Source organism: Cognatiyoonia koreensis (genome assembly GCF_900109295.1).
GTDB classification, from domain to species: Bacteria; Pseudomonadota; Alphaproteobacteria; order Rhodobacterales; family Rhodobacteraceae; genus Cognatiyoonia; species Cognatiyoonia koreensis.
Genome location: NZ_FOIZ01000001.1, coordinates 1,625,740 through 1,652,202, shown reverse-complemented (window position 1 = coordinate 1,652,202; position 26,463 = coordinate 1,625,740). Strand labels below are relative to the sequence as shown.

At 58.8% G+C, this 26,463-nt stretch carries 24 protein-coding genes; 19 read left to right on the top strand and 5 right to left on the bottom strand.

The window, feature by feature from the left end; all coding sequences use genetic code 11:
- Positions 1–36: 36 nt before the first annotated feature.
- On the bottom strand, positions 37–1,173 hold the full coding sequence (locus BMY44_RS08170) for an alpha-hydroxy acid oxidase (RefSeq protein WP_089992596.1): 1,137 nt from the start codon (positions 1,171–1,173) through the stop codon (positions 37–39).
- A 133-nt stretch (positions 1,174–1,306) separates the two neighbouring features.
- On the opposite strand from BMY44_RS08170, the gene BMY44_RS08165 reads away from it, so the two are divergent.
- Together BMY44_RS08165 and BMY44_RS08160 are read left to right on the top strand one after the other, a co-directional pair.
- Positions 1,307–3,700 carry an ATP-dependent helicase gene (locus BMY44_RS08165; protein WP_089992593.1) on the top strand — a complete coding sequence of 798 codons (2,394 nt, stop codon included), beginning with the start codon at positions 1,307–1,309 and terminating at the stop codon, positions 3,698–3,700.
- A 136-nt stretch (positions 3,701–3,836) separates the two neighbouring features.
- Positions 3,837–4,463, top strand: coding sequence for a VPLPA-CTERM sorting domain-containing protein (locus BMY44_RS08160; RefSeq protein ID WP_089992590.1), 627 nt, complete (start codon positions 3,837–3,839; stop codon positions 4,461–4,463).
- A gap of 3 nt (positions 4,464–4,466) precedes the next feature.
- Here BMY44_RS08160 and BMY44_RS08155 read toward each other — a convergent pair whose 3' ends face one another.
- On the bottom strand, positions 4,467–5,060 hold the full coding sequence (locus BMY44_RS08155) for a LysE family translocator (RefSeq protein WP_089992588.1): 594 nt from the start codon (positions 5,058–5,060) through the stop codon (positions 4,467–4,469).
- A 72-nt stretch (positions 5,061–5,132) separates the two neighbouring features.
- Between BMY44_RS08155 and BMY44_RS08150 the strand changes: the two genes are divergently transcribed.
- Complete coding sequence (locus BMY44_RS08150) at positions 5,133–5,585, top strand: Lrp/AsnC family transcriptional regulator (RefSeq protein WP_089994693.1); 453 nt, start codon at positions 5,133–5,135, stop codon at positions 5,583–5,585.
- Positions 5,586–6,075: 490 nt separating this feature from the next.
- Here BMY44_RS08150 and BMY44_RS08145 read toward each other — a convergent pair whose 3' ends face one another.
- Both BMY44_RS08145 and BMY44_RS08140 read right to left on the bottom strand, forming a co-directional pair.
- Positions 6,076–6,687 (bottom strand): ester cyclase, encoded by a 612-nt coding sequence (locus BMY44_RS08145; RefSeq protein ID WP_089992585.1) that lies wholly within the window; start codon positions 6,685–6,687, stop codon positions 6,076–6,078.
- Positions 6,688–6,813: 126 nt separating this feature from the next.
- Positions 6,814–7,710 (bottom strand): LysR family transcriptional regulator, encoded by an 897-nt coding sequence (locus tag BMY44_RS08140; RefSeq protein WP_089992583.1) that lies wholly within the window; start codon positions 7,708–7,710, stop codon positions 6,814–6,816.
- Between the two features lie 153 nt (positions 7,711–7,863).
- Between BMY44_RS08140 and BMY44_RS08135 the strand changes: the two genes are divergently transcribed.
- From BMY44_RS08135 to BMY44_RS08120, 4 genes are all read left to right on the top strand, one after another.
- Entirely contained in the window at positions 7,864–8,286 is a 423-nt protein-coding gene (locus BMY44_RS08135) for a DoxX family protein (protein ID WP_089992580.1), read from the top strand.
- 66 nt (positions 8,287–8,352) lie between these two features.
- Positions 8,353–9,180: a 4,5-DOPA-extradiol-dioxygenase gene (gene ygiD / locus BMY44_RS08130; protein ID WP_089992578.1), complete on the top strand. Its 828-nt coding sequence runs from the start codon at positions 8,353–8,355 to the stop codon at positions 9,178–9,180.
- Between the two features lie 12 nt (positions 9,181–9,192).
- Positions 9,193–10,206 carry a glutathione S-transferase family protein gene (locus BMY44_RS08125; RefSeq protein ID WP_089992575.1) on the top strand — a complete coding sequence of 338 codons (1,014 nt, stop codon included), beginning with the start codon at positions 9,193–9,195 and terminating at the stop codon, positions 10,204–10,206.
- Between the two features lie 224 nt (positions 10,207–10,430).
- Positions 10,431–11,645, top strand: a complete 1,215-nt coding sequence (locus BMY44_RS08120; protein ID WP_089992574.1) for an MFS transporter — start codon at positions 10,431–10,433, stop codon at positions 11,643–11,645.
- 314 nt (positions 11,646–11,959) lie between these two features.
- Here the strand turns inward: BMY44_RS08120 and BMY44_RS08115 are convergent, their stop codons facing one another.
- Positions 11,960–12,172 (bottom strand): DUF1127 domain-containing protein, encoded by a 213-nt coding sequence (locus BMY44_RS08115; protein WP_089992572.1) that lies wholly within the window; start codon positions 12,170–12,172, stop codon positions 11,960–11,962.
- Between the two features lie 249 nt (positions 12,173–12,421).
- Between BMY44_RS08115 and BMY44_RS08110 the strand changes: the two genes are divergently transcribed.
- The 12 genes from BMY44_RS08110 (at position 12,422) to BMY44_RS08055 (ending at position 26,445) form a co-directional block, all read left to right on the top strand.
- Positions 12,422–13,504: an Mrp/NBP35 family ATP-binding protein gene (locus BMY44_RS08110; RefSeq protein ID WP_089992570.1), complete on the top strand. Its 1,083-nt coding sequence runs from the start codon at positions 12,422–12,424 to the stop codon at positions 13,502–13,504.
- A complete protein-coding gene (locus BMY44_RS08105; RefSeq protein WP_089992567.1) occupies positions 13,505–13,999 on the top strand; it encodes a GNAT family N-acetyltransferase in 495 nt (164 codons plus the stop codon).
- A gap of 590 nt (positions 14,000–14,589) precedes the next feature.
- A complete protein-coding gene (locus BMY44_RS08100) occupies positions 14,590–15,084 on the top strand; it encodes a division/cell wall cluster transcriptional repressor MraZ (RefSeq protein ID WP_242650503.1) in 495 nt (164 codons plus the stop codon).
- Positions 15,085–15,093: 9 nt separating this feature from the next.
- A complete protein-coding gene (rsmH, locus tag BMY44_RS08095) occupies positions 15,094–16,062 on the top strand; it encodes a 16S rRNA (cytosine(1402)-N(4))-methyltransferase RsmH (RefSeq protein ID WP_089992565.1) in 969 nt (322 codons plus the stop codon).
- A complete protein-coding gene (gene ftsL, locus BMY44_RS08090; protein WP_165611804.1) occupies positions 16,063–16,422 on the top strand; it encodes a cell division protein FtsL in 360 nt (119 codons plus the stop codon). It begins immediately after the preceding gene.
- Positions 16,419–18,203 (top strand): peptidoglycan D,D-transpeptidase FtsI family protein, encoded by a 1,785-nt coding sequence (locus BMY44_RS08085; protein ID WP_089992562.1) that lies wholly within the window; start codon positions 16,419–16,421, stop codon positions 18,201–18,203. The genes ftsL and BMY44_RS08085 overlap by 4 nt, the downstream gene beginning before the upstream one ends.
- 93 nt (positions 18,204–18,296) lie before the next feature.
- Positions 18,297–19,787 (top strand): UDP-N-acetylmuramoyl-L-alanyl-D-glutamate--2,6-diaminopimelate ligase, encoded by a 1,491-nt coding sequence (locus BMY44_RS08080; protein ID WP_089994685.1) that lies wholly within the window; start codon positions 18,297–18,299, stop codon positions 19,785–19,787.
- A complete protein-coding gene (locus BMY44_RS08075) occupies positions 19,784–21,193 on the top strand; it encodes a UDP-N-acetylmuramoyl-tripeptide--D-alanyl-D-alanine ligase (RefSeq protein WP_089992560.1) in 1,410 nt (469 codons plus the stop codon). The genes BMY44_RS08080 and BMY44_RS08075 overlap by 4 nt, the downstream gene beginning before the upstream one ends.
- 28 nt (positions 21,194–21,221) lie before the next feature.
- Positions 21,222–22,304 carry a phospho-N-acetylmuramoyl-pentapeptide-transferase gene (gene mraY / locus BMY44_RS08070; protein ID WP_089992558.1) on the top strand — a complete coding sequence of 361 codons (1,083 nt, stop codon included), beginning with the start codon at positions 21,222–21,224 and terminating at the stop codon, positions 22,302–22,304.
- A 453-nt stretch (positions 22,305–22,757) separates the two neighbouring features.
- Entirely contained in the window at positions 22,758–23,267 is a 510-nt protein-coding gene (locus tag BMY44_RS08065) for a 2Fe-2S iron-sulfur cluster-binding protein (protein ID WP_207510527.1), read from the top strand.
- Positions 23,264–24,247, top strand: a complete 984-nt coding sequence (locus BMY44_RS08060; protein ID WP_089992553.1) for an FAD binding domain-containing protein — start codon at positions 23,264–23,266, stop codon at positions 24,245–24,247. The genes BMY44_RS08065 and BMY44_RS08060 overlap by 4 nt, the downstream gene beginning before the upstream one ends.
- Positions 24,244–26,445: a xanthine dehydrogenase family protein molybdopterin-binding subunit gene (locus BMY44_RS08055; RefSeq protein ID WP_089992550.1), complete on the top strand. Its 2,202-nt coding sequence runs from the start codon at positions 24,244–24,246 to the stop codon at positions 26,443–26,445. Before BMY44_RS08060 ends, BMY44_RS08055 begins: the two co-directional genes overlap by 4 nt.
- Positions 26,446–26,463 lie beyond the last annotated feature (18 nt).

Here is a 26,463-nt window from a genome sequence, read left to right as displayed (position 1 = left end):
ATTTCTATGGCGTGAAATGCAGGGCGTCTATACGGGTTATTGCGTAGAAATGAGGCGGTTTGGCAATTCGGACAGCGTTCTGGTGCCTAGTTGCCCCATGTTCGCGATCATATCCTGGCGGATGATATCGATGACATGGGCGGCACCGGGTTCACCCATCGCGGCAATGCCATAGTGAAACGGACGCCCCATCATCACGAAATCCGCGCCAAGAGCGAGTGCGCGCAGCACGTCAAGTCCGCCCGTGAAACCACTGTCAATGATAACAGGCAAATCTGTCGCGGCGCGGACCTGCGCGAGGACGTCAATTGTCGCCGGGGCCGCGGCGAATTGGCGGCCGGCGTGATTGCTGATCCAGATGGCGTCGGCTCCGTCAGACTTGAGCCGGTCGCAATCGCGCGCGTCCAGAACACCCTTCACGATCAAAGGGCCATCCCATTCATCGCGCAAGGCGGCCAGATAGGTCCAGTCCGGCGACGTGCGCAGCAGGTAGCCGACATGCTGGTTGGATGGCAGTTTGGTCTTCTGTTCGGCGTAGCTGTCCATCAGCTTCATGCGTGGCATGCCGGTCTGGTAGATTCCCATCAGCCAAGCGGGGCATATCGCTGCTTGCAAGGCCAGACGACCCGACAGTTTCGGCGGCTGCGTCAGGCCGCCGCGCGTCTGGCGTTCGCGACGCGACGCGACCGGCACATCCACCGTAAGAACAAGCGTGTGAAAGCCGGCGTCCCGCGCACGCCGGAGCATATCTTCGCGGATCGACTTGTCACGCGGCGGGTAGATCTGGAACCAGCCCTGATCGCCCATATGCGGGCCCACATCCTCGGGTGCCTGCGTTGCGACGGTTGAAATGGTGTAGGGGATGCCTTCCTTTGCGGCTGTCCGCGCCAGCATTTTCTCTGCGCCGGGCCAGATCAGCCCGGACATGCCGACAGGTGCGATCCCTATCGGCAGGGGATAGCTGCGCCCGAGCAGGCTGGTTGACAGATCAGGCGTGAATTCACCGTGCAGGATCGACGGCTGAAGAAGAATGGACTCCAGTGCCGCGCGATTGCGATGCATGGTCGCCTCGTCCCCTGTCGCGCTGTCGAGGTATTCCCACACGAAATGCGGGATCCTGCGGCGGGCGCGGTCCTTCAGGTCTGAAATGGCAGGATATTTCGCGTGGCTCATAGTCGGACGCTATGGCGGAACCTGTGCCGCTTGCAAGTGTCGAGCCTCCGGCGGAAGTTTGATTGGACAAAGAAAGAAGAACGTTTCGCGAACATGCTTTCCTCTTGCCCGATTGCCAGCTATATTTCGCGCCATGAGCAGTTTTTCCGAAGAAGACGCCTTTGAGGCCGCGAGTGTCCCCTTGTCCCAACGCGCCATGGTCGGGCGGGGCGCGCCCTACCTTGATGAATTGAACCCTGCCCAGCGCGAAGCGGTGCAAACACTTGACGGACCTGTGTTGATGTTGGCGGGGGCTGGCACGGGCAAGACCAAGGCGCTGACATCGCGCATCGCCCATCTGCTGACGACCGGCACCGCCCGCCCGCATGAAATCCTTGCTGTGACCTTTACCAACAAGGCCGCACGCGAGATGAAGATGCGCGTGGGTCGCCTGCTGGGCGAAGCGGTGGAGGGGATGCCCTGGCTTGGCACATTCCATGCGATCAGTGTGAAGCTGCTGCGCCGTCATGCGGAACTTGTCGGGCTGAAGTCGAACTTCACGATTTTGGATACAGATGACCAGTTGCGGTTGCTCAAGCAGTTGGTCGTTGCTGACGACATCGATGAAAAACGCTGGCCGCCGCGCATGCTGGCGGGGATCATTGACGGCTGGAAAAACAAGGCGTTGACACCCGACAAGGTGCCAGTCGCTGAAAGCGGGGCCTTCGATCACAAGGGCATCGATCTCTATGCGGCCTATCAGCGGCGTCTGCTGGACCTGAACGCCTGCGATTTCGGCGATCTGCTGTTGCACGTCGTGACGATCTTCCAGACCCATCCTGACGTGCTGGAACAGTACCAGCGCTGGTTCCGCTATATTCTGGTGGACGAGTATCAGGATACAAACGTTGCCCAGTATCTCTGGCTGCGCCTGCTGGCGGGCGGGCACAAGAACATCTGCTGCGTCGGCGATGACGATCAGTCGATCTATGGATGGCGGGGTGCCGAAGTTGGCAATATCCTGCGCTTTGAAAAGGATTTTCCGGGTGCCCATGTCGTCCGGCTGGAGCAGAACTACCGCTCGACGGGTCATATCCTTGGTGCGGCGGGCGGCGTGATCTCTGCCAATAAGGGGCGGCTTGGCAAGACGCTTTTCACCGAAGGCGATGATGGCGAAAAAGTCCGTTTGATCGGCCATTGGGACGGCGAGGAAGAGGCCCGCTGGATCGGCGAGGAGGTCGAGGCCCTCCAGCGCGGCACGCGCGGGTTGTCACCCTATTCGTTGGATCATATGGCCATTCTTGTCCGCGCCTCGCATCAGATGCGCGCCTTCGAAGACCGTTTTCTGACGATCGGTCTGCCATACCGCGTGATCGGGGGGCCGCGGTTTTATGAACGCATGGAAATCCGCGATGCCATGGCCTATTTCAGGCTCGCGGTCAGCCAGGACGATGATCTCGCGTTCGAGCGGATCGTGAACACCCCCAAACGCGGCCTTGGTGACAAGGCAGTGCAAACGATCCAGCGTACGGCGCGATCGAATGGTGTGTCCCTTGTGGAAGGGGCGCGTCTGGTCGTGCAGGGCAAGCTGCTTGGCGGGAAGGGGCTGAAGGAACTGGCGCTGTTGGTGGACGGTCTTGATCGGTGGCACGCACAGGTGCGTGCCGAAGAGGACACACACGTCGAACTCGCCGAGATGATCCTGGATGAAAGCGGCTACACCGGCTTTTGGCAGAATGACAAAACGCCCGAAGCGCCGGGGCGGCTGGAAAACCTCAAGGAACTCGTCAAGGCGCTGGAGAATTTCGAGAACCTGCAAGGATTCCTCGAACACGTCAGCCTGATCATGGACAACGAAACCGAACAGGAAGGCGAGAAGGTCAGCATCATGACCCTGCACGCTGCCAAGGGGTTGGAGTTTCCGTGCGTCTTTCTACCCGGTTGGGAAGACGGGTTGTTCCCGTCGCAGCGGTCCATGGATGAAAGCGGGATGAAGGGCCTCGAGGAAGAACGTCGTTTGGCTTATGTCGGTATCACCCGTGCCGAAGAAATCTGCACGATCTCCTTTGCTGCAAACCGGCGCGTTTACGGGCAGTGGCAATCGTCCATGCCGTCGCGGTTCATCGACGAACTGCCAGAAGATCATGTGGAGGTGCTGACACCCCCCGGTTTGTACGGTGGCGGATACGGTGCGGCGGGCATGGCGGCCTCAGCCAATCCGCGCGTTCAGGAAATGATGGGCAGCGACTTGCATCAGAAGGCTGCAGAGGCGAATGTCTACAATTCCCCAGGCTGGAAGCGCCTGCAATCGCGCAGCCAGCAGCGTGGTATGGCGCAACCGTCAGAGGCGCGCAACATGACGATTGATCTGGATGCGGTCAGCGCTTTTACCGAAGGGGACCGCGTGTTTCACCAGAAATTCGGCTATGGCGAAGTCATGGGAATCGAAGGTGAGAAGCTGCTGATCGAGTTCGACAAAGCCGGTACGAAAAACGTGATCGCCAAGTTCATCGTGAACGCGGACGCAGCGGATGATGTGCCGTTTTAGCGGCTGTGATTTGCGTGCACCGGGCGTGCACAGCGCGTGCACCGGGGTTCAGGAATGTCCCAGACTTGGAATTGTGCAGACGAGAAAAGCATATTAGCCTTTTCAGGGTAATGAGTTTGATAAAGGATGATTCGTCATGAAATATGCTGTATTGGGTGCTGCATTGGTCGCAGCAGTGGGTGTTGGTCAGGCCGAAGCCGCAACCTTCAATTTTGAGAGCGCAGGTCCAAGCGTCCAGCAGATCGTCACATCGGATTTCACGATCAGCTACGCGATCGACGGGATTTTCAACTTCGCCGGCGGCGCGATTACACAAAATGCGGATGGTCTGGGCATTGCCGGTAATCCGGATACCGACCCGTCATCAATCGACGGATTTCCAATCGCCAGTTCTGAAACGCTGATTGTTACGTTCAACGGATCCTATTTCCTTGAAAGCTTCCGGTTGGGTAATTTGAATGCGCCTATCTGCGGCTTTCTCGGATGTGCCGGCGGCGATGATTATGCCCTGTCGATTGATGGCGGAACGGCGCAGCAGCTGGATATCACCGACGGCAATCCGTTCATGGTCAACCAGACCGTCAGCAGCTTTTCCATCACGGCGCTTGGCGAGTTCAATGCAGATGATTTCTGGATTGGCAACGATAGCTTTACGTTGGCAGAGTTCACAGCGTCCCCAACGGCGGTGCCACTGCCAGCGGCTGGTTGGTTGCTGCTTGCCGGGCTGGGCGGACTTGGACTTGTCAAGCGTCGCAAGGCCTGATCGTCAGGCCCAGATCGGATAGAGTGTCAGCACCAGCAGTGCGGCCATCAGGTAATTGAAGCTGCGCAATGCGCGGGGGCGGGTCAGCAGGCGCTTGACCTGCGTCCCGATGGTTGCCCAGACCGTGATAGACGGCAGGTTTGTCATGGCGAACACGCCTGAAACAAGAAGCGCGCCGCGCCAGCCGGACCCGTCAGGTGCAAAATTTCCGACCGCATAGATCGCCATGTACCATGCCTTTGGGTTGACCCACTGAAAGGCGGCGGCTTGCAGGAACGTGAATGGCTTGCCAGTCGCTTCGCGCGCTTCTGGCGGCGCAGCGTTGGCGATCTTGTAGGCCAGAAATAGCAAATACCCTGTCGAAAGGATCAGAAGGGCTATTTTAAGTACCGGATAAGTGTCGAGCAGCTGGCCCAGCCCGATCCCGACCAGAAACACCATGAACATGTGCCCCAGTGAAATGCCCAGCATGTGGGGAACCGTGCGGCGCAGGCCAAAGTTTGCACCTGACGCCATCAGCATCAGGTTGTTGGGGCCGGGCGTAATCGAACTGGCAATCGCAAATCCGATGAGGCCAAGGAAAAGTGTCGTCGTCATTGCCGCACTCTAATTGCATTCAGGCGCAATGAAATTGCCAAACCGTGCATGCCGGGTGTATTTCTGCAATTCATGACGAAAATTGACCGAATAAACGCATCCATATTGCGCGAGCTGTCCCGCGATGGACGTATCAGCAACCTGATCCTTGCCGAGCGGGTTGGCCTGTCACCCTCTGCTTGTCTGCGGCGGGTGCAGGAACTTGAACGCACTGGCGTCATCAAAGGCTACCGCGCGCGTCTTGATCCTGCGCAGACGGGGCGGGCCTATGTGGTTTATGTCGCCGTCGGTCTGGCAGAGCATACCAAGGTGGCGCAGGAAACCTTTGAACGGGCCATGCAGCGGGCCGAGGAAGTGACCGAGTGCCACAACGTCGCCGGCGCGTTTGAATACATGTTGCGGGTCGAGGTCGCGGACCTGCCCGCCTACAAGGCGTTCCACACCGACAAACTCGGCACCGTCCCGCACGTGCGCTCGATCACAAGCTACATGGTGATGGGATCACCAAAGGATGTGCGGGGGTAGGGGGTGCGCCCCGGGGGAATAGGTCAGCTTTGCGGGACAAAGCGGCCGTTCTGACGAGAGCTTTAAATGTCTACATTTCCAAAATTGCACAACCGCACATGCCCAAAAATGTCATGTGAAAACAGGACTGTCGAATTTATACTATCGAGCGCGAACGACGGATTGAAGCACGGTTGCCTTTGAGATGACGGTGCGATGCACGTTAGCTTTTTTAGTATGTGATTGGGGCAGGAAAAAATACGAAACATGAACCGAGTTGGCTCGCGGTTTTGGCCAGAATGGGACCAAAATTGATATACGGCCCTCGCGTTTCGCACGCGCGTTCAACCCTTCCTTGATTTACGTGATCCAAATCAAGCCTAAACGTCTGGATGTGATGCCAAGGTTTAGAGCGGTAACTGCGGTGCCAGATCAGAGTTTGGCCACCAACCTTTCGCATGTCTGACATAGGATCAGTGATTTGTTTCGTGAAGACTTGCGGGTTAACGCATTAAATGCCCCCCCGGCGTCTGGGAGGGCATGGATCTGTATCGAGCCCGCAGTTAGTCCCGCAGGCCATCTGTTTATAGAAGCTGTCATTGTCCCAAAACAGATATTCTTCGCTCATATTCCCTGCTGCGGTCCAGTGGCCGATTGTGGCCATGGTCAGGGAATAGGAGTTGCCGGTGGGTTGAATGAATTGACCATCACCGATGGGCATAGGCTCTGTAAACGTACCTTTAATTTCACCAACGACACCTGTCCATTCTCCTTGGCCAATACGGATTGGATGGGTTTCGATTTTGGTGTCCGGGGCAAAGACGAAGAAAGCTTTCAGGTCTTCGATATAAACGTCAATTCCGGTCGTGGTGCGCCCGTCGGGCCAGTGCACAATCACGTCATCGGCGTGGCTTTCATGCAGCCGGTCCCATTGTTGATTTGAGAAGACTTCGAAGTCCAGAACATCGAACGTGTTCAAATGTTCAGCGATCTTCGCGTCTTCAGCTTGGTGCTGTGCCAGTTCAGCCAGCGCGGCCGTCATTGCGGCGTTGTCATCGGCCAAAAGCGGTGCGACAAGACCAGTTGCAAGGGCAGTCACGGCAGTCAATGTAAGCAGTTTCATGATAGGGATCTTTCCTGTTTAAGGTCATCGTTGTGTTTCGATGTCCTGAACATGGCACCCTAAATTTAAGCATAAGATGATCTTTATAACGAATGACTGTCGTCATACTGTTCTTAATATGGTGCCCTACAAAAGCCCTGAACGGCGGATGTCGCTTTGCGCAAAGTCGATCAGTGCGCGCAGTTTGCGCGGCAGGGTCCGGCCCTCAAGATAGACGGCGCTGACGGGCAGCGTTTCGCCCTCAAACCCTGGGAAAACGCGTTTTAGACGTCTCGCTTCAATCGCCGCTGACAGAGAGAATTTCGGCACGTACACAATGCCATGCCCGTCCATGGCCAGCTCGCAAGCGGCATGGGCCGAGTTCACCATATACCGCCCGGCGGTCGAGACGCTGTGGTCTTCCCCGCCCTTAAAGAACCCCCATTTGTGTGTGGCGTGGCGGTTGGTGTCCACGATGCACGCATGGTCGCTCAGCTCGTGCGGCTGGATTGGCTCGCCATGGTCCGCCAGATAGCTGGGCGAGGCCGCGGCCATGATTTCCAACATCCCCAGCTTGCGTGCCTTGACGGATAAAGTCTGTGTGACGCCAATGCGAAACGCCAGATCAATCCCGTCACGCGCCAAGTCGACATAACGATCGCTCAGGCGCAGGTCGATCCGCAGGTCGGGGTGTTCTGCGCCAAACCGGCCCAGCATCCCGGCCACATAAATTTCGCCAAAGGTCACGGGGGCAGACACCCGGATGGTGCCTTTGAATCCGCGCGACCCTTCGCCCGCTTCGGTCAACAGATCGTCAAGCTCGTCCAGCAGGGCCGGCGCGCGCGCCAAAAGGTCTTCGCCAGCGGGGGTCAGCCCCACTTTACGGGTGGTGCGTTGCAACAGGCGAACGCCAAGGCGGGTCTCAAGCTCGGCGACGTATTTTGATGTCAGCCGGTTTGAAATGCCCATTTGGTCTGCGGCTGCGGTAAAGGAACCGGTCTGCACCGTGGCCACAAAGGCGCGGAGTCCGTCGACGATATCCATGAAAGACGTCCCCTTTCGATTTGGAACAATATGTGGAAGGTCATTCCATAAAGTCGCCATTTTGTTGATGGTCCGCAAGACCTAAAGTCATTTCAAGAGGACGAGACGGCTCAAACCGAGCTGCCAGCCTAAACCCCGAGAAGGAGACTTGAAATGATTGACCAAAAAACCGCTCCCTATGCCGCGACTGTTCTGCGTATCGCAACCGGCATCATGTTTATCGCCCATGGCTTGACCAAAGTTTTGGTCTTCACCGTGCCCGGCACGGTCGGCTATTTCGAAAGCCTTGGCCTGCCCGCCATCGTCGCCTATCTGACCATTCTTGCCGAGCTGGCAGGTGGCACCGCATTGATCCTTGGCGTCGCAACACGCGTGATTTCTTTGGCTGTCCTGCCCGTTCTTTTGGGCGCTGTTTGGGTGCATTCCGGCAATGGCTGGATGTTCAGCGGCGCTGGTGGCGGCTGGGAATTCCCACTGTTCTGGGCCGTCGCACAAGGCGCAGTGGCCTTGCTGGGCAGCGGTGCCTACGCGCTGAAACTTCCCGTCGTCGAAAAAGTGCTGGGTCAGTACGCTTGAACAGCCTGAGCACATGACCACGCAAGGGCCGCTTCGGTGGCCTTTGTCTTTTCAAGGAGATGGACGATGAGCGCCACCCAATCCCTTCGGCAGTTGAAAGACAGCCTAAACGCGTCCGACCGCATGCCGTTGGTTTTTCTAGGGCACGGATCGCCCATGAACGCCATCGAGGATACCGCCTATAGCCGCAGCTGGACCGATCTGGGCTGCGCCCTGCCGCGTCCGCAGGCGATTTTGGTGGTCTCGGCCCATTGGATGACGCGCGGCACAACGCTGGTGGACGTGTCGGCCATGCCACAAACGATCCATGATTTTGTGGGCTTTCCCCATGAGCTGTTCAAGGAAAGCTACCCCGCAAAAGGCAACCCCGATTTGGCACGTGAAGTGGTGACGCTGTTGGCCAGCCATCGTTCTCAAGAGGACGACACTTGGGGGCTTGATCACGGCGCATGGACGGTTTTGAAGTTCATGTATCCGGATGCGGATGTGCCGGTGTTTCAGCTGTCCATCGACATGACCAAAGACCTGAACTGGCATCTTGAGACCGGAAAGCTGCTGTCAGACTTGCGGGATCGCGGTGTGCTGATCCTTGGCTCTGGCAATGTGGTGCATAACCTACGCGCGCTGGATTGGGTCCATGGTCAGCCACAAGATTGGGCGACCGAGTTTGACACACTATTTGCTGACCGACTGGCCGACCGCGATTTCGCCGCCCTGACAAACCGCCCGCAGCTAGGCGCGCTTTTGAACAAGGCACACCCGACGCTGGATCACTATATCCCGACGCTGACCATTGCTGGGGCCTCGGATACGCGCGACCAGCTGACGTTTATGAATGACAGTTTTGATCTGGGAACGCTGTCGATGCGCTCCTTTGTTTTTCACGCGATGTGAAGGAATGATGCGATGCTTGTGAGCGGTAAATGGGTTGAGAATTGGCAGCCGGTGCAGAACGCGGATGAACACGGGCGCTTCTTGCGTCAGGTCTCGTCCTTTCGCAATTGGATCACTCCGGATGGCCGCGCCGGCCCCACGGGCACGGGTGGCTTTAAGGCCGAGGCGGGGCGCTATCGCCTTTATGTGGCGCTGATCTGCCCATGGGCGTCGCGCACCTTGATCGCGCGTAAACTAAAAAGGCTTGAGGACATCCTGCCCATCACCGTGGTGAACCCGACCTTGACCGACCAAGGCTGGAGCTTTGGCGGATATCCCGGCGCCGATGATGACCCGCTGTTTGGGGCCAGCTATATGCACCAGGTTTACACGCAGGCCGATCCAAACTTCACCGGGCGCGCGACGGTGCCCGTGCTGTGGGACATGAAACAAAACGTCATGGTGAACAACGAAAGCGCAGACATCCTGCGCATGTTGGACACAGCGTTTGAAGGGCTGGTCCCGTCCGATCTGCGCTTGTATCCGGATGACCTTGCCGACCAGATCGACACCTTGAACGCCCCGATCTACGATAAACTGAACAACGGCGTCTACCGCGCCGGTTTCGCATCCTCGCAGGAGGCCTATGACGAGGCGATCACTGGCATTTTCGACACGCTCGACATGCTCGAGTCCCTGTTGCAAGGCGACTATCTGTTTGGCGATCGTTTGACCGAGACAGATATCCGCGTGTTCGTGACCTTGATCCGCTTTGATGCGGCCTATCACGGGCTGTTCAAGACCAACCGTCTGCGCATCGCGGACTATCCCAAACTGTCCGCCTATATGGAGCGCATCCTGAACTTGCCCGGCGTTATCGATACGGTGAACATGGACCATATCACCCACGGCTACTATTCGATCAAAGCGCTGAATCCGCTCGGCATTCGTCCCACAGGGACTTGGGCATATCGAAAAGCTGCTGGCCGCAGCGCGGGCGGTGTGAAGGGGCAATGGTTCATCGTTGGCGACACAAATGAGGGATGATTGACCAACGACGTTCCAAGGATCCTGCTCAGGCACCATTGTAGCTGACAAGGTGATACGAACTCTGGCGCAATAGACTAGAAATTCGAGGCCCTTCGTTCTTTCTCCAAAGCAGACATCTGCTGCGATGTAGAATGGCGGAAATATGGGCTCCAAGCAGCCATTCCCTCTCTCAACATGCATTTCCCTTGCCGACCCGCCTGTTGGCCGTGCATCACTGACCTATGCAGAACCGTGCGTTTCTTTTCATTCTGGCGACGTTGCTGATTGATGCCATCGGGATCGGGATCGTGTTTCCGATCATGCCCGATCTGATGGACCGAGTCGGGGCGGGATCGACGGCGGAAGGGTCGGTCTGGGCGGGTCTGATGATGTCGGCCTATGCGGGGATGATGTTTCTGTGCGGACCTGCCGTTGGATCGCTTTCTGATGCCATCGGGCGCAAGCCCGTGCTGCTTGCCGCCCTTGCCTTGCTGGCGATCGACTATGTCATCATGGCACTGGCCGGCACTTTCTGGCTGTTGCTGGTCGGGCGGCTGGTCGCCGGCATGGCCGGGTCCACCTATATCACGGCCACAGCATTTATCGCCGATATCTCGAGTCCCGAAGACAAGGCCGCACGCTTTGGCATGATCGGGGCGGCCTTCGGGATCGGGTTCGTCATCGGCCCGGCGCTGGGCGGGATCGCTGCGACCTGGCACATTACCGCCCCGTTCTGGATCGCGGCGATGCTGGCCGGGCTGAACGTTCTTTTCGGGATCTTCGTGCTGCCCGAAAGCCTGCCGTCTGAAAAACGCCGCAAGATGGTCAAGCGCGATATCAACCCGTTCACGGCGATCTTTGCGGCGTTCCGGATGCCCGGACTTGCGATCCCGCTGGTCTGCCTGTTCACCTTTGAATTTGCCAATATGGTCTATCCTACGCTTTGGGCGTTCTGGACGCGCGAAGTGTTCGGCTGGGGCACCGCGTTGATCGGGATGTCGCTTGCGATCTATGGCGTAATGCTGGCGGGCGTGCAGGGCGGGCTGATGCCAGTGCTGATCAAGCGGTTCGGCGAGATGACCGTGCTTTGGATGGGCCTGACATCTGCGGTGGTGGGGATGATCGGGTTCGGCTTTACAAATACGTTGTTCGGGCTTGGTCTGTTTCTGGTGCTGGCGGCCCTGTCCGATCTGACGCCGCCGCTGATGACGGCGATGTCGTCCAATATGGTTGACGAGCAGCGGCAGGGCATGTTGCAGGGTGTAATCGCGTCACTGTCGTCAGTGGCAGCCATTGTCGCGCCGCTGATCATGACGGGTGTGTTCGGCTGGTTTTCCGGCCCGAACGCGGCGGTCTATTTTCCCGGCGCGCCCTTCATACTGTCGGCGGTGCTGATCCTGGCCATTGTTCCGCTGGTGCTGCGCATGTCGCGGCAGGCGGCGTTTACGCTCGACTGATCTACTGACCCTTTAGAAACGATAACGGCGATGCCCGGGAGGAGGTGGACATCGCCGCTCATTCGTCGCGGTCCGCGCCGGGAGGAGGTGGCGCATTCCGCATCGTGCAAAGCGCATCACCCGGGAGGAGGTGGGCTATCGCTTTGATGCAGACCCTCGGGAGGAGGTGAGAGCCTGTATTCCTTGAAGGTGGCGACATCGGGAGGAGGTGATGCCGCCACCTTGAGTTTGGATGCGATACGCGGGAGGAGGTGCATATCGCGTCCGGCGGGCCTGACCCAAAGGGGAGGAGAAGATCGGCCCGTATTCTGTTCCTAGACGTAACCGGCCGCTTCCATTGCGATCCGCTTGATCATCGCCCGGCTGATGCCGAGGTCGTTGAGTTCACGGTCCGACAGGTTGGACAGTTCGTTTCTTGTGATGCGGTATGTCTTGCGCCGTACGTGGGCTTCGGCCATATCGGACCGGAAAGCGGCCCAGCGTTCCGCAAAAGAGATGCCTGCGTGTGATTGTGTCGTAAATGCCATTGTACTCGTCTCGTCTTTTCTTTGGGTTCCGCCCCCTACCAGAGCGTCTTGTGATCCATATTTAGCCCCATGCTGCAGTTGCACAATGGGTCTTTCTGCATTGCGGCTATGCAGCAAGTGCAAGTTTACGAAGGGTAAATTTTCGCGCTGCTGCTTTCGCAGGCAATTTGCCCGCTCATCTTGCGATTTGTTGTGCCATGCTAAATGTTGCGGCATTCATCGAATGTGTTCACTCGGAAGGAACGCCCAATGCCTGCAGATCGCGACAGCATCCTTGCAACGCTTGCCCGGATCACCTTGCCCAACGGCAGCAATCTTGTCGAAAAGGATATGATCCGCGCGCTGACTGTCGACGGCGACAAGGTCCGGTTCGTTATCGAGGCGGAAAGCGCCGAAGTTGCCGCCCAGATGGAACCTGTGCGCCGCGCGGCTGAAACCGCAGTCCAGGCGCTTGAAGGTGTCTCCGGCGTATCGGTTATTCTGACGGCGCATGGTCCGTCCGCGCCGCCGGCCCAATCCCCGGCACCGCCATCGTTGAAAATCGGGGGCCACCCCAAGCCGCAGGCCGGTCCCACCAAACCCGCGGGTGTAGATCGCATCATCGCTGTGGGATCGGGTAAGGGCGGCGTGGGCAAATCGACCGTGTCCTCGAACCTTGCCGTGGCGCTGGCGCGCGAAGGCCGCCGTGTCGGTCTGCTGGATGCCGATATCTATGGCCCCTCGCAGCCGCGCATGATGGGTGTCAGCAAGCGTCCCGGCAGCCCCGATGGCAAGACCATCATCCCTTTGCAGGCCCACGGCGTGACGATGATGTCGATCGGTCTGATGATGGATCCCAACAAGGCAATTGTCTGGCGTGGCCCGATGTTAATGGGCGCGCTGCAGCAGATGCTGGGGCAGGTGCAATGGGGTGAACTGGATATTCTGATCGTCGACCTGCCGCCCGGCACGGGCGATGTGCAACTGACGCTGTGCCAGAAAACGCAGTTAACCGGTGCAATCGTAGTGAGCACCCCGCAGGACGTGGCCTTGATCGATGCGCGCAAGGCGATTGATATGTTCAACACGCTGCACACGCCGATCCTTGGACTGATCGAGAATATGTCGACGTTCCATTGCCCGAATTGCGGACATGAGGCGCATATCTTTGGCGAAGGCGGCGTCAGGAAAGAGGCAGAGGCCATTGGTGCGCCGTTCCTTGGCAGCCTGCCGATTGATCTGGATACGCGCCTTGCAGGGGATGGCGGCACCCCCATCGCCGCCACTGACAGCCCAATGGCAGAGGCCTATCGCCAGCTTGCACGCCGTTTCATCGAAGGTGGGATGGCCTGAATGCAAATCCGCGCGGCCACACCGCAGGATCACGATGCGATCTGGTGCCTGCTGGAGCCGGTGTTTCGCGCGGGTGATACCTATGCTGTCGCGCGGGACATCACGCGGGATGATGCGCTGACGATGTGGTGTGAGTTACCAAAGGCGACCTTCGTCGTTGAAGACGCAGGTCGGATTATCGGCACTTACTATATCAAGACCAACCAGCAAGGCGGCGGCGCGCATGTCTGCAACTGCGGCTATGTAACGGACAGTGCGGCACAAGGCAGGGGCGTGGCCTCTGCAATGTGTGCACATTCGCAGGACGCCGCGCGCGGGCTTGGCTATCGCGCAATGCAATTCAACTTCGTGCTTGCGACCAATACCGGGGCGATCCGGCTGTGGGAGCGGGCGGGCTTTGAGACTGTCGGACGGTTGCCACACGCCTTCGATCATCCGACAGCGGGCCTGATTGATGCGCTTGTCATGTTCAAGTGGTTGGACGCCGGCGCGTAGGCGACGGGAATCAGTATCTGGGAAATCATGGAATCTGCCCTGACCAGCGTTGGGATTCTCTGGATTCTGTGTGTCACGGGGCCGTGATCGGCTGTGATACTGTCATCAGGAACGTCTGAGTGAGGGGGAAATCAAAAAAGTTCGGGATTTTCTGGAGTCGGCTGATTTTCCCTTAAGAGACACAATATGTAGTAATCCCGATTGTGAATTACACCATATTGATCCCTTGAACTGTTGCCGTTTTGCACATCCAACCCCTATGAAACCCCGCAATATCCCGCTTTGTTCCATGAATTCCCAAATTTGCGGTTGATCGATTTGGTGCCTCATGTCACAAACTCCTCACGGTAACGACGAGCACAAAAAACAAACCGGGGCACTCAAGAACCCCACCGGCAAAAAGTCAGGTTTCATACAGGCCTCGCCATTACCGAACGAAGAGATCCGGCGCGCGAGCGAGCAGACATCCCCCCAGGTGGCGCGCGCAGCTGGACTAGCCCGAGAGGGCAGGAGCGGCGGATTGAGCAGTGGCAGCAGCTCAATCCGCCGTCTTCACATCCGGGGCTTGAACAAAGGCGAAAGAAGGGCAGTTGGACACAGGGTTTTCAGGCGAATTCGACGGTAAGGTCGACAGCAAGGGTCGTATGTCGATTCCGGCTGATTTTCGTCGTGTGCTCGAATCCGGCGACCCGAACTGGACACCCGGCAGCCCCGTTACGCTTTATCTGAATTACGGCGATCACCTGAAAGACCGTTTGCAGGTGCGCACCGCAAAAGAACACGCCAACATCATGACCGACATTCAGGCCATGCCGAAGGGCGACAAGTCGCGCAAGATGTTGACGCAGCTTGTGATCGTGCAATCCGAACGTATGAGCGTTGATAAGGACGGCCGCATCGTCCTGCCGCTCAAGCACCGCAAGAAGCTTGGCCTGGACGAGGGCGCATTGTCCTTCCGTGGCATGGTTGACCATTTCGAGATCTGGAAAGATGACGTCTACGAGACGACCGTTTCTGAATCCACGGCCGACTGGCTGGCCGAACAGCCTGACGATTTCGACCCTCTCAGCCTGTTGGGGGGATAGGAACCAGTCATGTCAGCTGCCGCAGACGACATTCCCCACATTCCTGTTCTTATCGGGCCGCTGATCAAGGCGGTTTCACCTGTTTCCGGTGTCTGGCTGGATGGCACGTTTGGCAACGGCGGTTACACGCGGGCGCTTTTGGCTGCAGGGGCGGAGACTGTCATTGCCGTGGATCGCGATCCGCTTGCCTTTGAAATGGCCGCTGACTGGATCGGCGACTATCCGATCGAACCGGTGCAAGGCACCTTTTCCAAGCTAGATCATTACGGGTCGGACCTTGATGGCATTGTCCTCGACCTTGGTGTTTCGTCCATGCAGCTTGATATTGCAGAGCGCGGGTTCTCGTTCATGCGTGACGGGCCGCTTGATATGCGCATGTCGCAGGATGGCCCGTCTGCCGCGGACCTTTGCAACACGAGCACTGAAGCGGAACTGGCTGATATTATTTATCTTTACGGGGAAGAGCGTGCATCACGCCGCATCGCGAAAGCCATTGTCGCCGCACGCCCCCTGACGACCACATTGCAGCTGGCCAAGATTGTCGAAGGCTGTTTGCCCCGTCACAAGCCGAACCAGTCGCACCCTGCCACACGCACCTTTCAGGCGCTGCGGATTGCGGTGAACAACGAATACGGCGAACTGCATGCCGCCCTGATGGCGTCTGAGCGCGCGTTGAAGGAAGGCGGGAAACTGGCTGTCGTCACCTTTCATTCGGTTGAGGATCGCATGGTCAAACGCTTCTTCCAGAAGCGTGGCGGGGGCATGGCCAATGCCAACCGCTATGCACCAGAGGTCGAACAGGAAGAGGCCGCCTGGTCGCTGGCATCGCGCAAGGCGATATCGGCGGATAAAGACGAATTACAAATGAACCCGCGCAGCCGGTCGGCCAAGCTGCGGGTCGCAACACGGACGGGGGCAGCGGCGGGAACAGTCGCGCCAAAAGACATCGGTATGCCGATGCAAAAAGGGGCAAGGTAAGTGCGCGGTTTATTATTTGTGCTATCGGCCATGGCGGTCATGGGGTTGGGCTTTTGGGCCTATCAGGAAAACTACAAGACGCAGCAGGCAATCCGCGATGTGCGTGTCCTGCATGCCCAGATCGGCGGCGCGCACGAACGCCTGAAGGTGTTGAACGCGGAATGGGCCTATCTGAACCGCCCCGACCGGCTCGCTGATCTGGCAGAGCTGAACTTTGACCGTCTGGGTCTCTTGCCGCTGATGCCGGATGCCTTTGGCGATGTCGAAAACATCATCTATCCGCTTCCCGATATACTGCCGATCACCAACCCGATCGACGTGAATTCCATTGGCCCGTCGACAGAGGAGGATCCGCTATGATCCGCACGCCGCTGCGTCCATTGGCACGGGTGCTGCGCGCCCGCGAAAAGGGCGAGAATCCCGACATCATCGAGGCCGAGAATCGCCGCCAGCGCAATGAGGCGAACCATGACGCGATGCGTGATCGCGCCGAAGGTCGCCTGCTGGTTTTGGGTGCCATGTTCTTTTGCGCGTTTGTCGTTATCGGCGCGCGCATGGGCACGCTGGCCAATACCGTTCCCGAAGAGCCGCGCGCCACTGCCGTGGGCAATCCGATCATCGGGCAGCGTTCTGATATCGTGGATCGCAACGGGCGTATTCTGGCGACCAATCTGGAAACCCACAGCCTGTATGCCCATCCGCAGGATATGATTGATCCGGAGAGTGCGGCCCGTCAGCTGGCAAGCATCTTTCCCGAGCTTGAAGAAGAAGACCTGATCAAGCGTTTCACCGGAACGCGCAAATTTGTCTGGGTGCGCAAGCAGTTGTCGCCCGAACAGATGCAACAGGTTCATGACATCGGATCGCCGGGCCTGCTGTTCGGGCCGCGCGAAATGCGCCTCTATCCCAATGGTCCCGTCGCTGCCCATATCCTTGGTGGCGCGTCCTATGGGCGTGAGGGTGTATCCAGTGCCGAAGTCATCGGTGTTGCCGGTGTCGAGCGCCACTTTGATGCCTACCTGCGTGATCCCGCAAATGAGGGTGCGCCACTTCAGCTGTCGCTTGATCTGACCGTGCAGGCGGCCTCTGAACAGGTGCTTGCCGGTGGCATGTCGATCATGAATGCCAAGGGCGCGGCCTCTGTCCTGATGGACGTACACACTGGCGAAATCATTTCGATGGTCAGCCTGCCTGACTTTGACCCCAACAACCGCCCCCGCGTTCTGACCGATGGCGACCAGTCCGACAGCCCCCTATTCAACCGCGCTGTGCAGGGCGTTTACGAACTTGGTTCCGTCTTCAAGATATTCACGGTCGCGCAAGGCATGGAACTGGGGCTGATCAACCAGAACACGATGATCGACACGAAAGGGCCGCTGCAATGGGGCCGCTTTCGCATCCGTGATTTCCACAATTATGGCCCGAGCCTGAGTGCGACAGACGTGATCGTCAAATCCTCCAACATCGGCACCGCACGTGTGGCGCTGATGATCGGGGCAGAGCGGCAACGTGGTTTCCTGCGCTCGCTTGGTTTTCTTGAGGCGACGCCTGTTGAAATGGTCGAAGCTCCGACCGGCGCGCCGCTGTTGCCGCGTAACTGGTCCGAGATTTCGACCATGACGATTTCCTACGGCCACGGTCTGTCGTCTTCACCGCTTCACCTTGCTGCAGGCTATGCATCGCTTTTGAACGGTGGCACGCAGGTCACGCCGACCCTGATCAAGCAGGATGGTCCGCAGAACGGACCCCGCGTTGTCAGCGAAAGCGTCAGCACCCGGGCGCGCAATATGCTGCGTCAGGTAGTTGTGCGCGGCACCGCGTCCTTTGGCGAGGTCGAGGGCTATGCAGTCGGCGGCAAAACCGGCACGGCTGACAAGCCAAAGCCACGCGGCGGTTATTACGATGACAAGGTCATTTCCACCTTTGCCAGCGTCTTTCCCGCCGATGATCCGCAGTATGTTCTGATCGTGACCTTGGACGAACCATCGGAGAATTCCGGCGACAAGCCGCGCCGTACCGCAGGCTGGACGGCCGTACCTGTCGCTGCCGAAATGATCCGCCGCGTTGCCCCGCTTCTTGGGCTGCGTCCGGATGTTGAAGTGCTTGAACCGGTCGGGGTCACGCTGACGTCAAACGGCTGAACACCGGCCGGGTTGTGACAAAACAGCTTGAACCCGGGTCTGATTCCGGCGCATTTTGCCACAAAAGCTGGTAAAACCAGTGGCGGGGGCGACATGGCAGAAACGAAATCCTTGTTCGAACTGGGGCTGACGGCCCAAGGCGGGCGGCAAGCGCAGATCAGCGACATCACTGTGGACAGCCGCGCGGTCCGGCCGGGCACGCTTTTCGCGGCGTTGCCGGGCAGCCGGGTGCACGGAGCGAACTTCATTCTTGCAGCCCTCGAAAGTGGGGCCGCTGCGATCCTGACAGACGCTGAAGGGGCCGCACTGGCCAAGGACGCGCTTGCGACCGCCAACGTCGCGCTGATCGTCGCGCAGGATCCGCGCCAGACTCTGGCGCAGACCGCATCGCTTTGGTTTGGCAGTCATCCGGGTACCGTCGTCGCTGTTACCGGAACGAACGGGAAAACATCCGTTTCGACATTCTGCCGCCAGATGTGGGAACTGATGGGCTTGGCTGGCGTTAATCTTGGCACCACCGGCGTTGAAGGGGCTTGGTCTTATCCGCTCAAGCACACGACGCCTGAACCCATCACCCTGCACCGCGTATTGGCAGAGGCGGATGCCCATGACGTGACGCATGTCGCGATGGAGGCGTCATCGCACGGGCTGGACCAGCGCCGCCTTGACGGGGTGATCTTAACGGCGGCCGGATTCACGAATTTTTCGCAGGACCATCTGGATTATCACGAAACCTTTGACGCCTATTTCGACGCGAAGATGGGGCTGTTTGCGCGCGTGCTGTCCGAAGACGGGATCGCGGTCGTCAATCTTGACGATCCCAAAGGCCACGAGGTGTCCGCGATCTGCGCCGCGCGCGGCCAAGAGGTGATCGGCGTTGGCAAAGCGTCGGACGCCCGTTTGCGTTTGATCAGCCAACGCTTTGACGCTACGGGGCAGGATATCCGTTTCAGCTGGCAGGGCAGGCCCTATCAGGCGCGACTTGATCTTATGGGCGGCTTTCAGGCCGAAAACGTGCTGCTGGCCGCGGGTCTTTTGATTGCGTCGGGCGCATTGCCCGGCGATGTTTTCGCGACCTTCCCGAAGCTTGGCACGGTGCGGGGCCGCATGGAGCTTGCGGCGACGCGCGAAAACGGTGCAGCTGTTTTTGTTGACTACGCGCATACGCCGGATGCCGTTCAAACGGCGCTGAAGGCGATGCGCCCGCATGTCATGGGCCGGATCGTGGTGATTGTCGGGGCGGGCGGCGACCGTGATGCCACGAAGCGTCCCCTGATGGGGGCCGCAGCCGCCGAGAACGCCGATATCGTGATTGTGACGGATGATAACCCGCGCTCGGAAGATCCTGCATCCATTCGCGCAGCTGTTCTGTCCGGTGCGATTGACAAGGGCAAGACCGTCACCGAAGTGGGCGATCGCGCCGAAGCCATCCTGCGCGGTATCGACCTGCTGGAAGCGGGTGACGCCTTGCTGATTGCGGGCAAGGGTCATGAGAGCGGGCAGACCGTTGGTGATACAGTCCTGCCATTTGATGATGTCGAACAGGCCAGCGTCGCGGTGGCCGCACTTGAGGGCAAGATATGACGCTCTGGACTGCGCGGGATGCGGCGCGGGCAACCGGCGGGCAGGTCGTCGGTGACTGGGCCGTTGATGGTGTGTCCATCGACACCCGCACCTTGCAGCCCGGTGATCTGTTCGTGGCGTTGAAGGCAGCGCGAGACGGGCATGATTTCGTTGCGCAGGCGCTGGACAAAGGGGCAGGGGCCGCTTTGGTCAGTCATCGCCCTGACGACTTGGCCAATGATGCACCGCTATTGATTGTTCCTGATGTCCTGGCCGCCCTGGAAGATCTGGGGCGGGCGGCCCGTGCCCGCACATCGGCGCGGATTGTTGCTGTCACCGGTTCGGTCGGCAAGACCTCGACCAAGGAAATGCTGCGCGCAGTGCTGTCAGGGCAGGGCAAGACCCACGCGGCTGAAGCGTCCTATAACAATCATTGGGGCGTGCCGCTGACACTTGCCCGCATGCCCGCCGACACGGAATTCGCGGTGATCGAGATCGGGATGAACCATCCAGGTGAAATCGCCCCGCTTGCCAAAATGGCGCAGCCGCATGTCGTCATGATCACGACCGTCGCGGCGGCGCATCTGGAAGCCTTCGACGACCTTGAAGGTATCGCGCGCGAAAAAGCGTCGATCATGGACGGGCTTGTTGACGATGGCTGTGCCGTGTTGAACGCGGATATCGCCACGGCCCAAGTGCTGCGAGATTATGCAAAGGATCGCCGGACGATCTGGTTTGGAGAGACCGGCGCGGATTGGACACTGGGCGATGTGCGCCTTTCGGGCAATGCGACGATCATCGCGGCAAGCGGGGGTGGGCAGGAATACTTGTTCAAGCTGTCCGTGCCGGGGCGGCATTTCGCGATGAATGCGGTCGGTGTGCTGGCGGTGGCCGACGCACTGGGGGCCGATCCGATGCAAGCTTCACTGGATATCGCGAACTGGATTCCGCCCGAAGGACGCGGCGGGCGGGAAATCATCGCGCTGGATATCTCGAACGAAGACGAAACACTTGATTTGATCGATGATGCGTTCAACGCCAATCCCACGTCGATGACCGCCGCACTTGAGGTGCTTGCCGCCGCGCGCCCGCGCGACGGTATCGGGCGCATCGTCAAGGGGCGGCGCGTTGCCATCCTCGGAGACATGCTGGAGCTTGGTCCCGAAGAAATGAGCATGCACAAGGCCTTGGCTGATGATCCTCATCTTGCAAAAGCAAGTATCGTGCATTGCGTCGGACCACGTATGCGCCACCTTTACGAGGCACTTCCCGAGCGGTTGCGCGGGCAGTGGGTCGAAAGCGCCGATGGCCTGACGGGCCATCCTGCCACGATCGTTGACGCCGGTGACATCGTTCTGGTGAAGGGATCGAAGGGCAGTAAAGTCAGCCTGATTGTTGACGCCATCCGGAAACTGGGGCATCGCTAACACCCAAAGAACAAGAGGGCGAGCAGACATGTTATACTGGCTAACCGAGCTGTCGGACGGCGGGGATTTCTTTAACCTGTTTCGCTATATCACGTTCCGCGCCGGTGGTGCCTTCATGACCGCGCTGCTGTTCGGATTTATCTTCGGCCCGCCTTTGATCAACGTGTTGCGTCGCAAGCAAGGCAAGGGCCAGCCGATCCGCACCGATGGTCCCGAAAGCCATTTTGCCAAGCAGGGCACGCCGACGATGGGCGGTTTGTTGATTGTTGGAGCCTTGCTGACATCCACCCTGCTTTGGGCGCGGCTGGACAACGCCTATGTCTGGATGGTGCTTTTCGTGACCATGTCGTTCGCGCTGATCGGCTTTGCCGACGATTACGCCAAAGTATCCAAACAGAATACCGCTGGCGTGTCTGGCAAGGTGCGCTTGCTGCTGGGCTTTCTCATTGCTGGCCTCGCCGGCTATTGGGCAGCACAGTATCATCCGGTGGACCTGTCCAACCAGTTGGCTGTGCCTGTTTTCAAGGATGTTCTGATAAATCTTGGCGTACTTTTCGTCCCCTTCGCGATCATCGTGATCGTTGGTGCGGCCAACGCCGTGAACCTGACGGACGGTCTTGATGGGCTTGCGATCATGCCGGTCATGATTGCCTCGGGGACCCTGGGCATCATTGCCTATTTCGTCGGTCGTGTGGACTTTACCGAAAGCCTTGGCCTGCACTATGTGCCCGGCACCGGCGAATTGCTGGTGTTTGTTGCGGGGCTGATCGGCGGCGGACTTGGCTTTCTTTGGTATAACGCTCCGCCTGCGGCTGTATTCATGGGCGACACGGGATCGCTTGCGCTGGGCGGGGCTTTGGGCGCCATTGCTGTTGCGTCCAAGCACGAAATCGTTCTGGCCATTGTCGGCGGTTTATTCGTGGTCGAGGCCTTGTCGGTCATTATTCAGGTCCTTTACTTCAAGCGGACGGGCAAGCGCGTCTTCCTGATGGCCCCGATACACCATCACTATGAGAAAAAGGGTTGGGCAGAGCCGCAGATCGTCATCCGCTTCTGGATCATTTCATTAATTTTGGCGATGATCGGGCTTGCAACGTTAAAGGTTCGCTAGCGTCGCTTAGCCGCTGACAACCGTGGTGAGTGTGCCGGTTTGCCTGTTGCCCAACACATGACGGGTCCGAGCATGGCTCCTGCCGGTTGGCGCAGTCGCTGGGTCGATGCGACGAGGCCCTTTCCGGCATAGCGAAAAGAAAAGCGGTGATCGTCTGTTCAGACTGCCTTTATCGCTAAGTTGGCAGAACCTGCGGAGCAGCGCCCACACGCGCGCGCACAGTGGTTGTTGGGCGAAGGTCCGCCTATTGATCAAGGCCGTCGCGAGCCCAGAGCTGCATTTCTCGGGCCGCAGCGTGGCAAACCTTTGCGGGTGAGCTAGCTATCACTGTTAATTCTCCCCCGTTCAGCGCATCGCTGGCGGTCGACTTAACTGTCGCGATTGGCACCTGCGATTAGCTGTCATTGGCCCAAACCGCTGTGTGAGCACCATCCGAAAGGTGATGTTATGACAATCCAGACGACACTGACGATCAACGGGGCTGACCACAGGCTGGATGCAGATCCCCGCACCACTTTGCTGGACGCGCTGCGCCACCACCTTGACCTGTGTGGTTCCAAAAAAGGATGTGATCACGGCCAATGCGGGGCTTGCACGGTGATCGTCAACGGGAGACGCATCAATGCGTGCCTGACGCTTGCCTGTATGCACGACGGCGATGACATCACGACCGTCGAGGGATTGGGCACACCCGATAACCTGTCGCCGCTGCAAGCGGCTTTTGTGCGGCATGACGGGTTTCAGTGTGGGTATTGCACGTCCGGTCAGATCTGTTCTGCAACGGCGATGCTTGAGGAGATCCGCGAGGGATGGCCATCGAACGTGTCCGAGAACCTTGACGGTGACATCACCCTGTCGAACGAAGAGATCGCCGAACGGATGAGTGGAAACCTGTGCCGGTGTTCTGCCTACCCCGGCATCGTCAATGCGATCCGCGATGCGGCAACGGGAGACGGCACATGAAGGAATTCGCCTACGCTCGCGCCCAAAGCCACGCAGATGCGACCGCACATGCAAAGAACGGGGCGACGATCATTGCTGGCGGCACGAACCTGCTGGATCTTATGAAACTTGAGGTTATGACGCCGCGCAGTTTGGTGGATATCAATCGCCTCGACTTGCATGCCATCACAGCGACAGATGACGGCGGTCTGCGGATTGGGGCGTTGGTGACCAACAGCGATCTGGCGGCGCATGATACGGTCCGGCGCGACTATGCGGTGTTGTCGCGTGCCTTGTTGGCCGGGGCGTCCGGACAGCTACGCAACAAGGCGACAACAGGCGGTAATTTGCTGCAACGCACCCGTTGCGCGTATTTCTACGATACCGCGATGCCCTGCAACAAACGGGAACCGGGGTCCGGATGTCAGGGCAAGGACGGCTTCAATCGTATCCTTGCCATTCTGGGCACCAGTGAACACTGCATCGCCACGCACCCGTCCGACATGGCGGTTGCGATGATGGCACTTGATACGGTGGTCGAAATCGAGTCGGCTGATGGAGTTGTGCGACAGGTCCCGCTTGATGATCTTTATTGTCTGCCCGGAACGACACCTGATGTGGAAACCACGCTGGCACATGGCGATTTGATTACAGCAGTTCTGTTACCGAAACCCGAAGCCGGCACGCAGATTTACCGCAAAGTGCGCGACCGCGCGTCTTATGCTTTTGCGCTTGTCTCTGTTGCCGCGGTCTTGCGGCAGGAGGGTGGTAAGATCACCCATTGTGCCTTGGCTTTTGGCGGCCTTGCGCCAAAACCCTGGCGCAACGCGGATGTTGAGGCCGCACTGGTGGGCAAGGTTCCATCGGCCGCCCTCTTCGATGCGGCCGCCGACATCCTGCTGGCGGATGCCAAGGGATACGGCGCGAACGATTTCAAGATTCCGCTGGCCCGCCGCACGCTGAAGGCCGTGTTGCGCACCGCTTTGGAGATGAACCAATGACCGCGCATTTGAAAATGGACACAACACATGATGCCGTTCTGGATGATATGGTACAGGGCGTCATCGGCACCGAAACGGTGCGCAGCGACGGACCCCTGAAGGTCACTGGACAAGCGCCTTACGCTGGCGAAACGGGCGAGGGGACCGAAGCTGTCGGCGTCTTTGTGCGCGCGACGATCGCCAAGGGCCGCGTTGCATCTGTCAACAAAGCCGATGCCATGAAAATGGCGGGCGTTCTGGCTGTCATTACCGACGCGCGCCTGCTGCGCAATCCCGCGCAGGGCACTGCCAACACCGCCCCTATTCAAGACCCGAGCGAGGTTGCCTATTTTGGTCAGCCCATCGCCCTTGTTGTGGCCGAGACTTTTGAACAGGCCAGACATGCCGCGCAAAACATTCCCATAGCATACGAAGCCGCGACGGATGCCGTTACCGATCCGTTGGATGGTGCGGCCCGGATTGACCGCCCAGACGGCAAACAGATGGAACAAGGCGATATCGAAACCGCCATGGCCGAGGCCGCGTTCAGCGTTGATGCGACTTATACGACCCCATCCCAAAACAGTGCGGCGATGGAACCGCATGCGACCGTTGCCAGTTGGGACGATGAGCATTTGACTGTTCACAGTGCGCTTCAGATGCTGAAGTACAACCGCAACGAATTGGCAGATGCCCTTGGCATCAGCCCCGATAAGGTACGCATACTTGCGCCTTATGTCGGTGGTGGGTTCGGGTCCAAACTGGGCTTGTCGCCGGACGTCGTGGCGGCGGCACTTGCGGCGAAGGCGCTTGATCGGCCAGTGCGGGTTGTGTTGACCCGGGCGCAGGTATTCGAAGCCACGATGCGACGCAGTTCGACCCTGCAGCGCGTGCGCCTTGCGGTTGATGATCAGGGCGATCTGACTGCTATGGGGCATGACGCTATCGTTTCGAACCTGCCAGGAGAGACGTTCAGCGAGGCCGTCGCACTGGCGACCCATTTTCTTTACGCAGGCAAGAACCGCGCGTATGCGCACAGCATCGCAAGGGTCAACCGCACCTGCGCGGGGTCCATGCGTGCCCCAGGTGAGGCTGTCGGCATGCTGGCGCTTGAAAATGCGATGGACGAGCTTGCCCACAAGGCAGGAATTGATCCAGTTGCGCTGCGCCTGCGCAACATCCCGGACGTGCACCCCGAGAACGGAAAAGAATATTCGTCCCGCCGCTTTGCCGATTGCCTGACGCAGGGTGCTGCACGTTTTGGCTGGGACAAACGCAATCCCATTCCCGGCAAGACGCGCGATGGCGAATGGCTGATCGGGCTGGGCATGGCCTCCGCCGCCCGCGGCAATATACTGAAAGAATCCAAGGCGCGCGTGATCCTGCACGCGGACGCGACCGTGACCGTCGAAACGGACATGACCGATATCGGGACCGGTACCTATACGATCCTTGCCCAGATCGCAGGCGAGATGCTGGGCCTGCCGCTTGACCGCATCGCGGTGAAGCTTGGCGATACTGATTTCCCGACTGGTGCTGGCTCTGGCGGGTCATGGGGAGCAAGTTCGGTCGGCTCTGCGGTTTTTCTGGCCTGTCAGAAGTTGCGTTCTGAGATTGCAGACTTGCTGAACACCGACAGCGTAGAGCTGACGTTGAAGGACGGTGTCGCGACGACGGGCAACGTACAAAAGCAATTGTCCGAAGCCCTGCATGCCGATCTGACTGCCATCGGTCATATCGAGCCGGGAGACGCCAGCGATGCGGTAAAGCACGCAGGATTCGGGGCACATTTCGCAGAGGTTGCGGTGAACAGCGTGACCGGAGAGACCCGCGTGCGCCGGATGCTAGGTGTGTTTTCGGCCGGTCGCATTCTGAACGCACAAACCGCGCGTTCCCAGTGTCATGGCGGCATGATTTTTGGCGTGGGTGCTGCCCTGACCGAAGAACTGGTGCACGATGCGCGTGACGGTCACATCGTCAATCACAATCTCGCGGAATATCATGTGCCTGTGAATCTCGACATCCCGCAACTGGACGTTGTGTTTCTGGAAGAGCGGGACGCATGGGCCAACCCGATCCAGTCAAAGGGTGTTGGCGAGTTGGGTATTTCCGGTGCTGGTGCAGCGATCACAAACGCGATCTTCAATGCGACAGGCATCCGCGTGCGCGATTATCCGGCCACCTTGGACAAGCTGTTGCCTGATCTGCCGGATATCTGACGGCCAGTTCCGACTGCG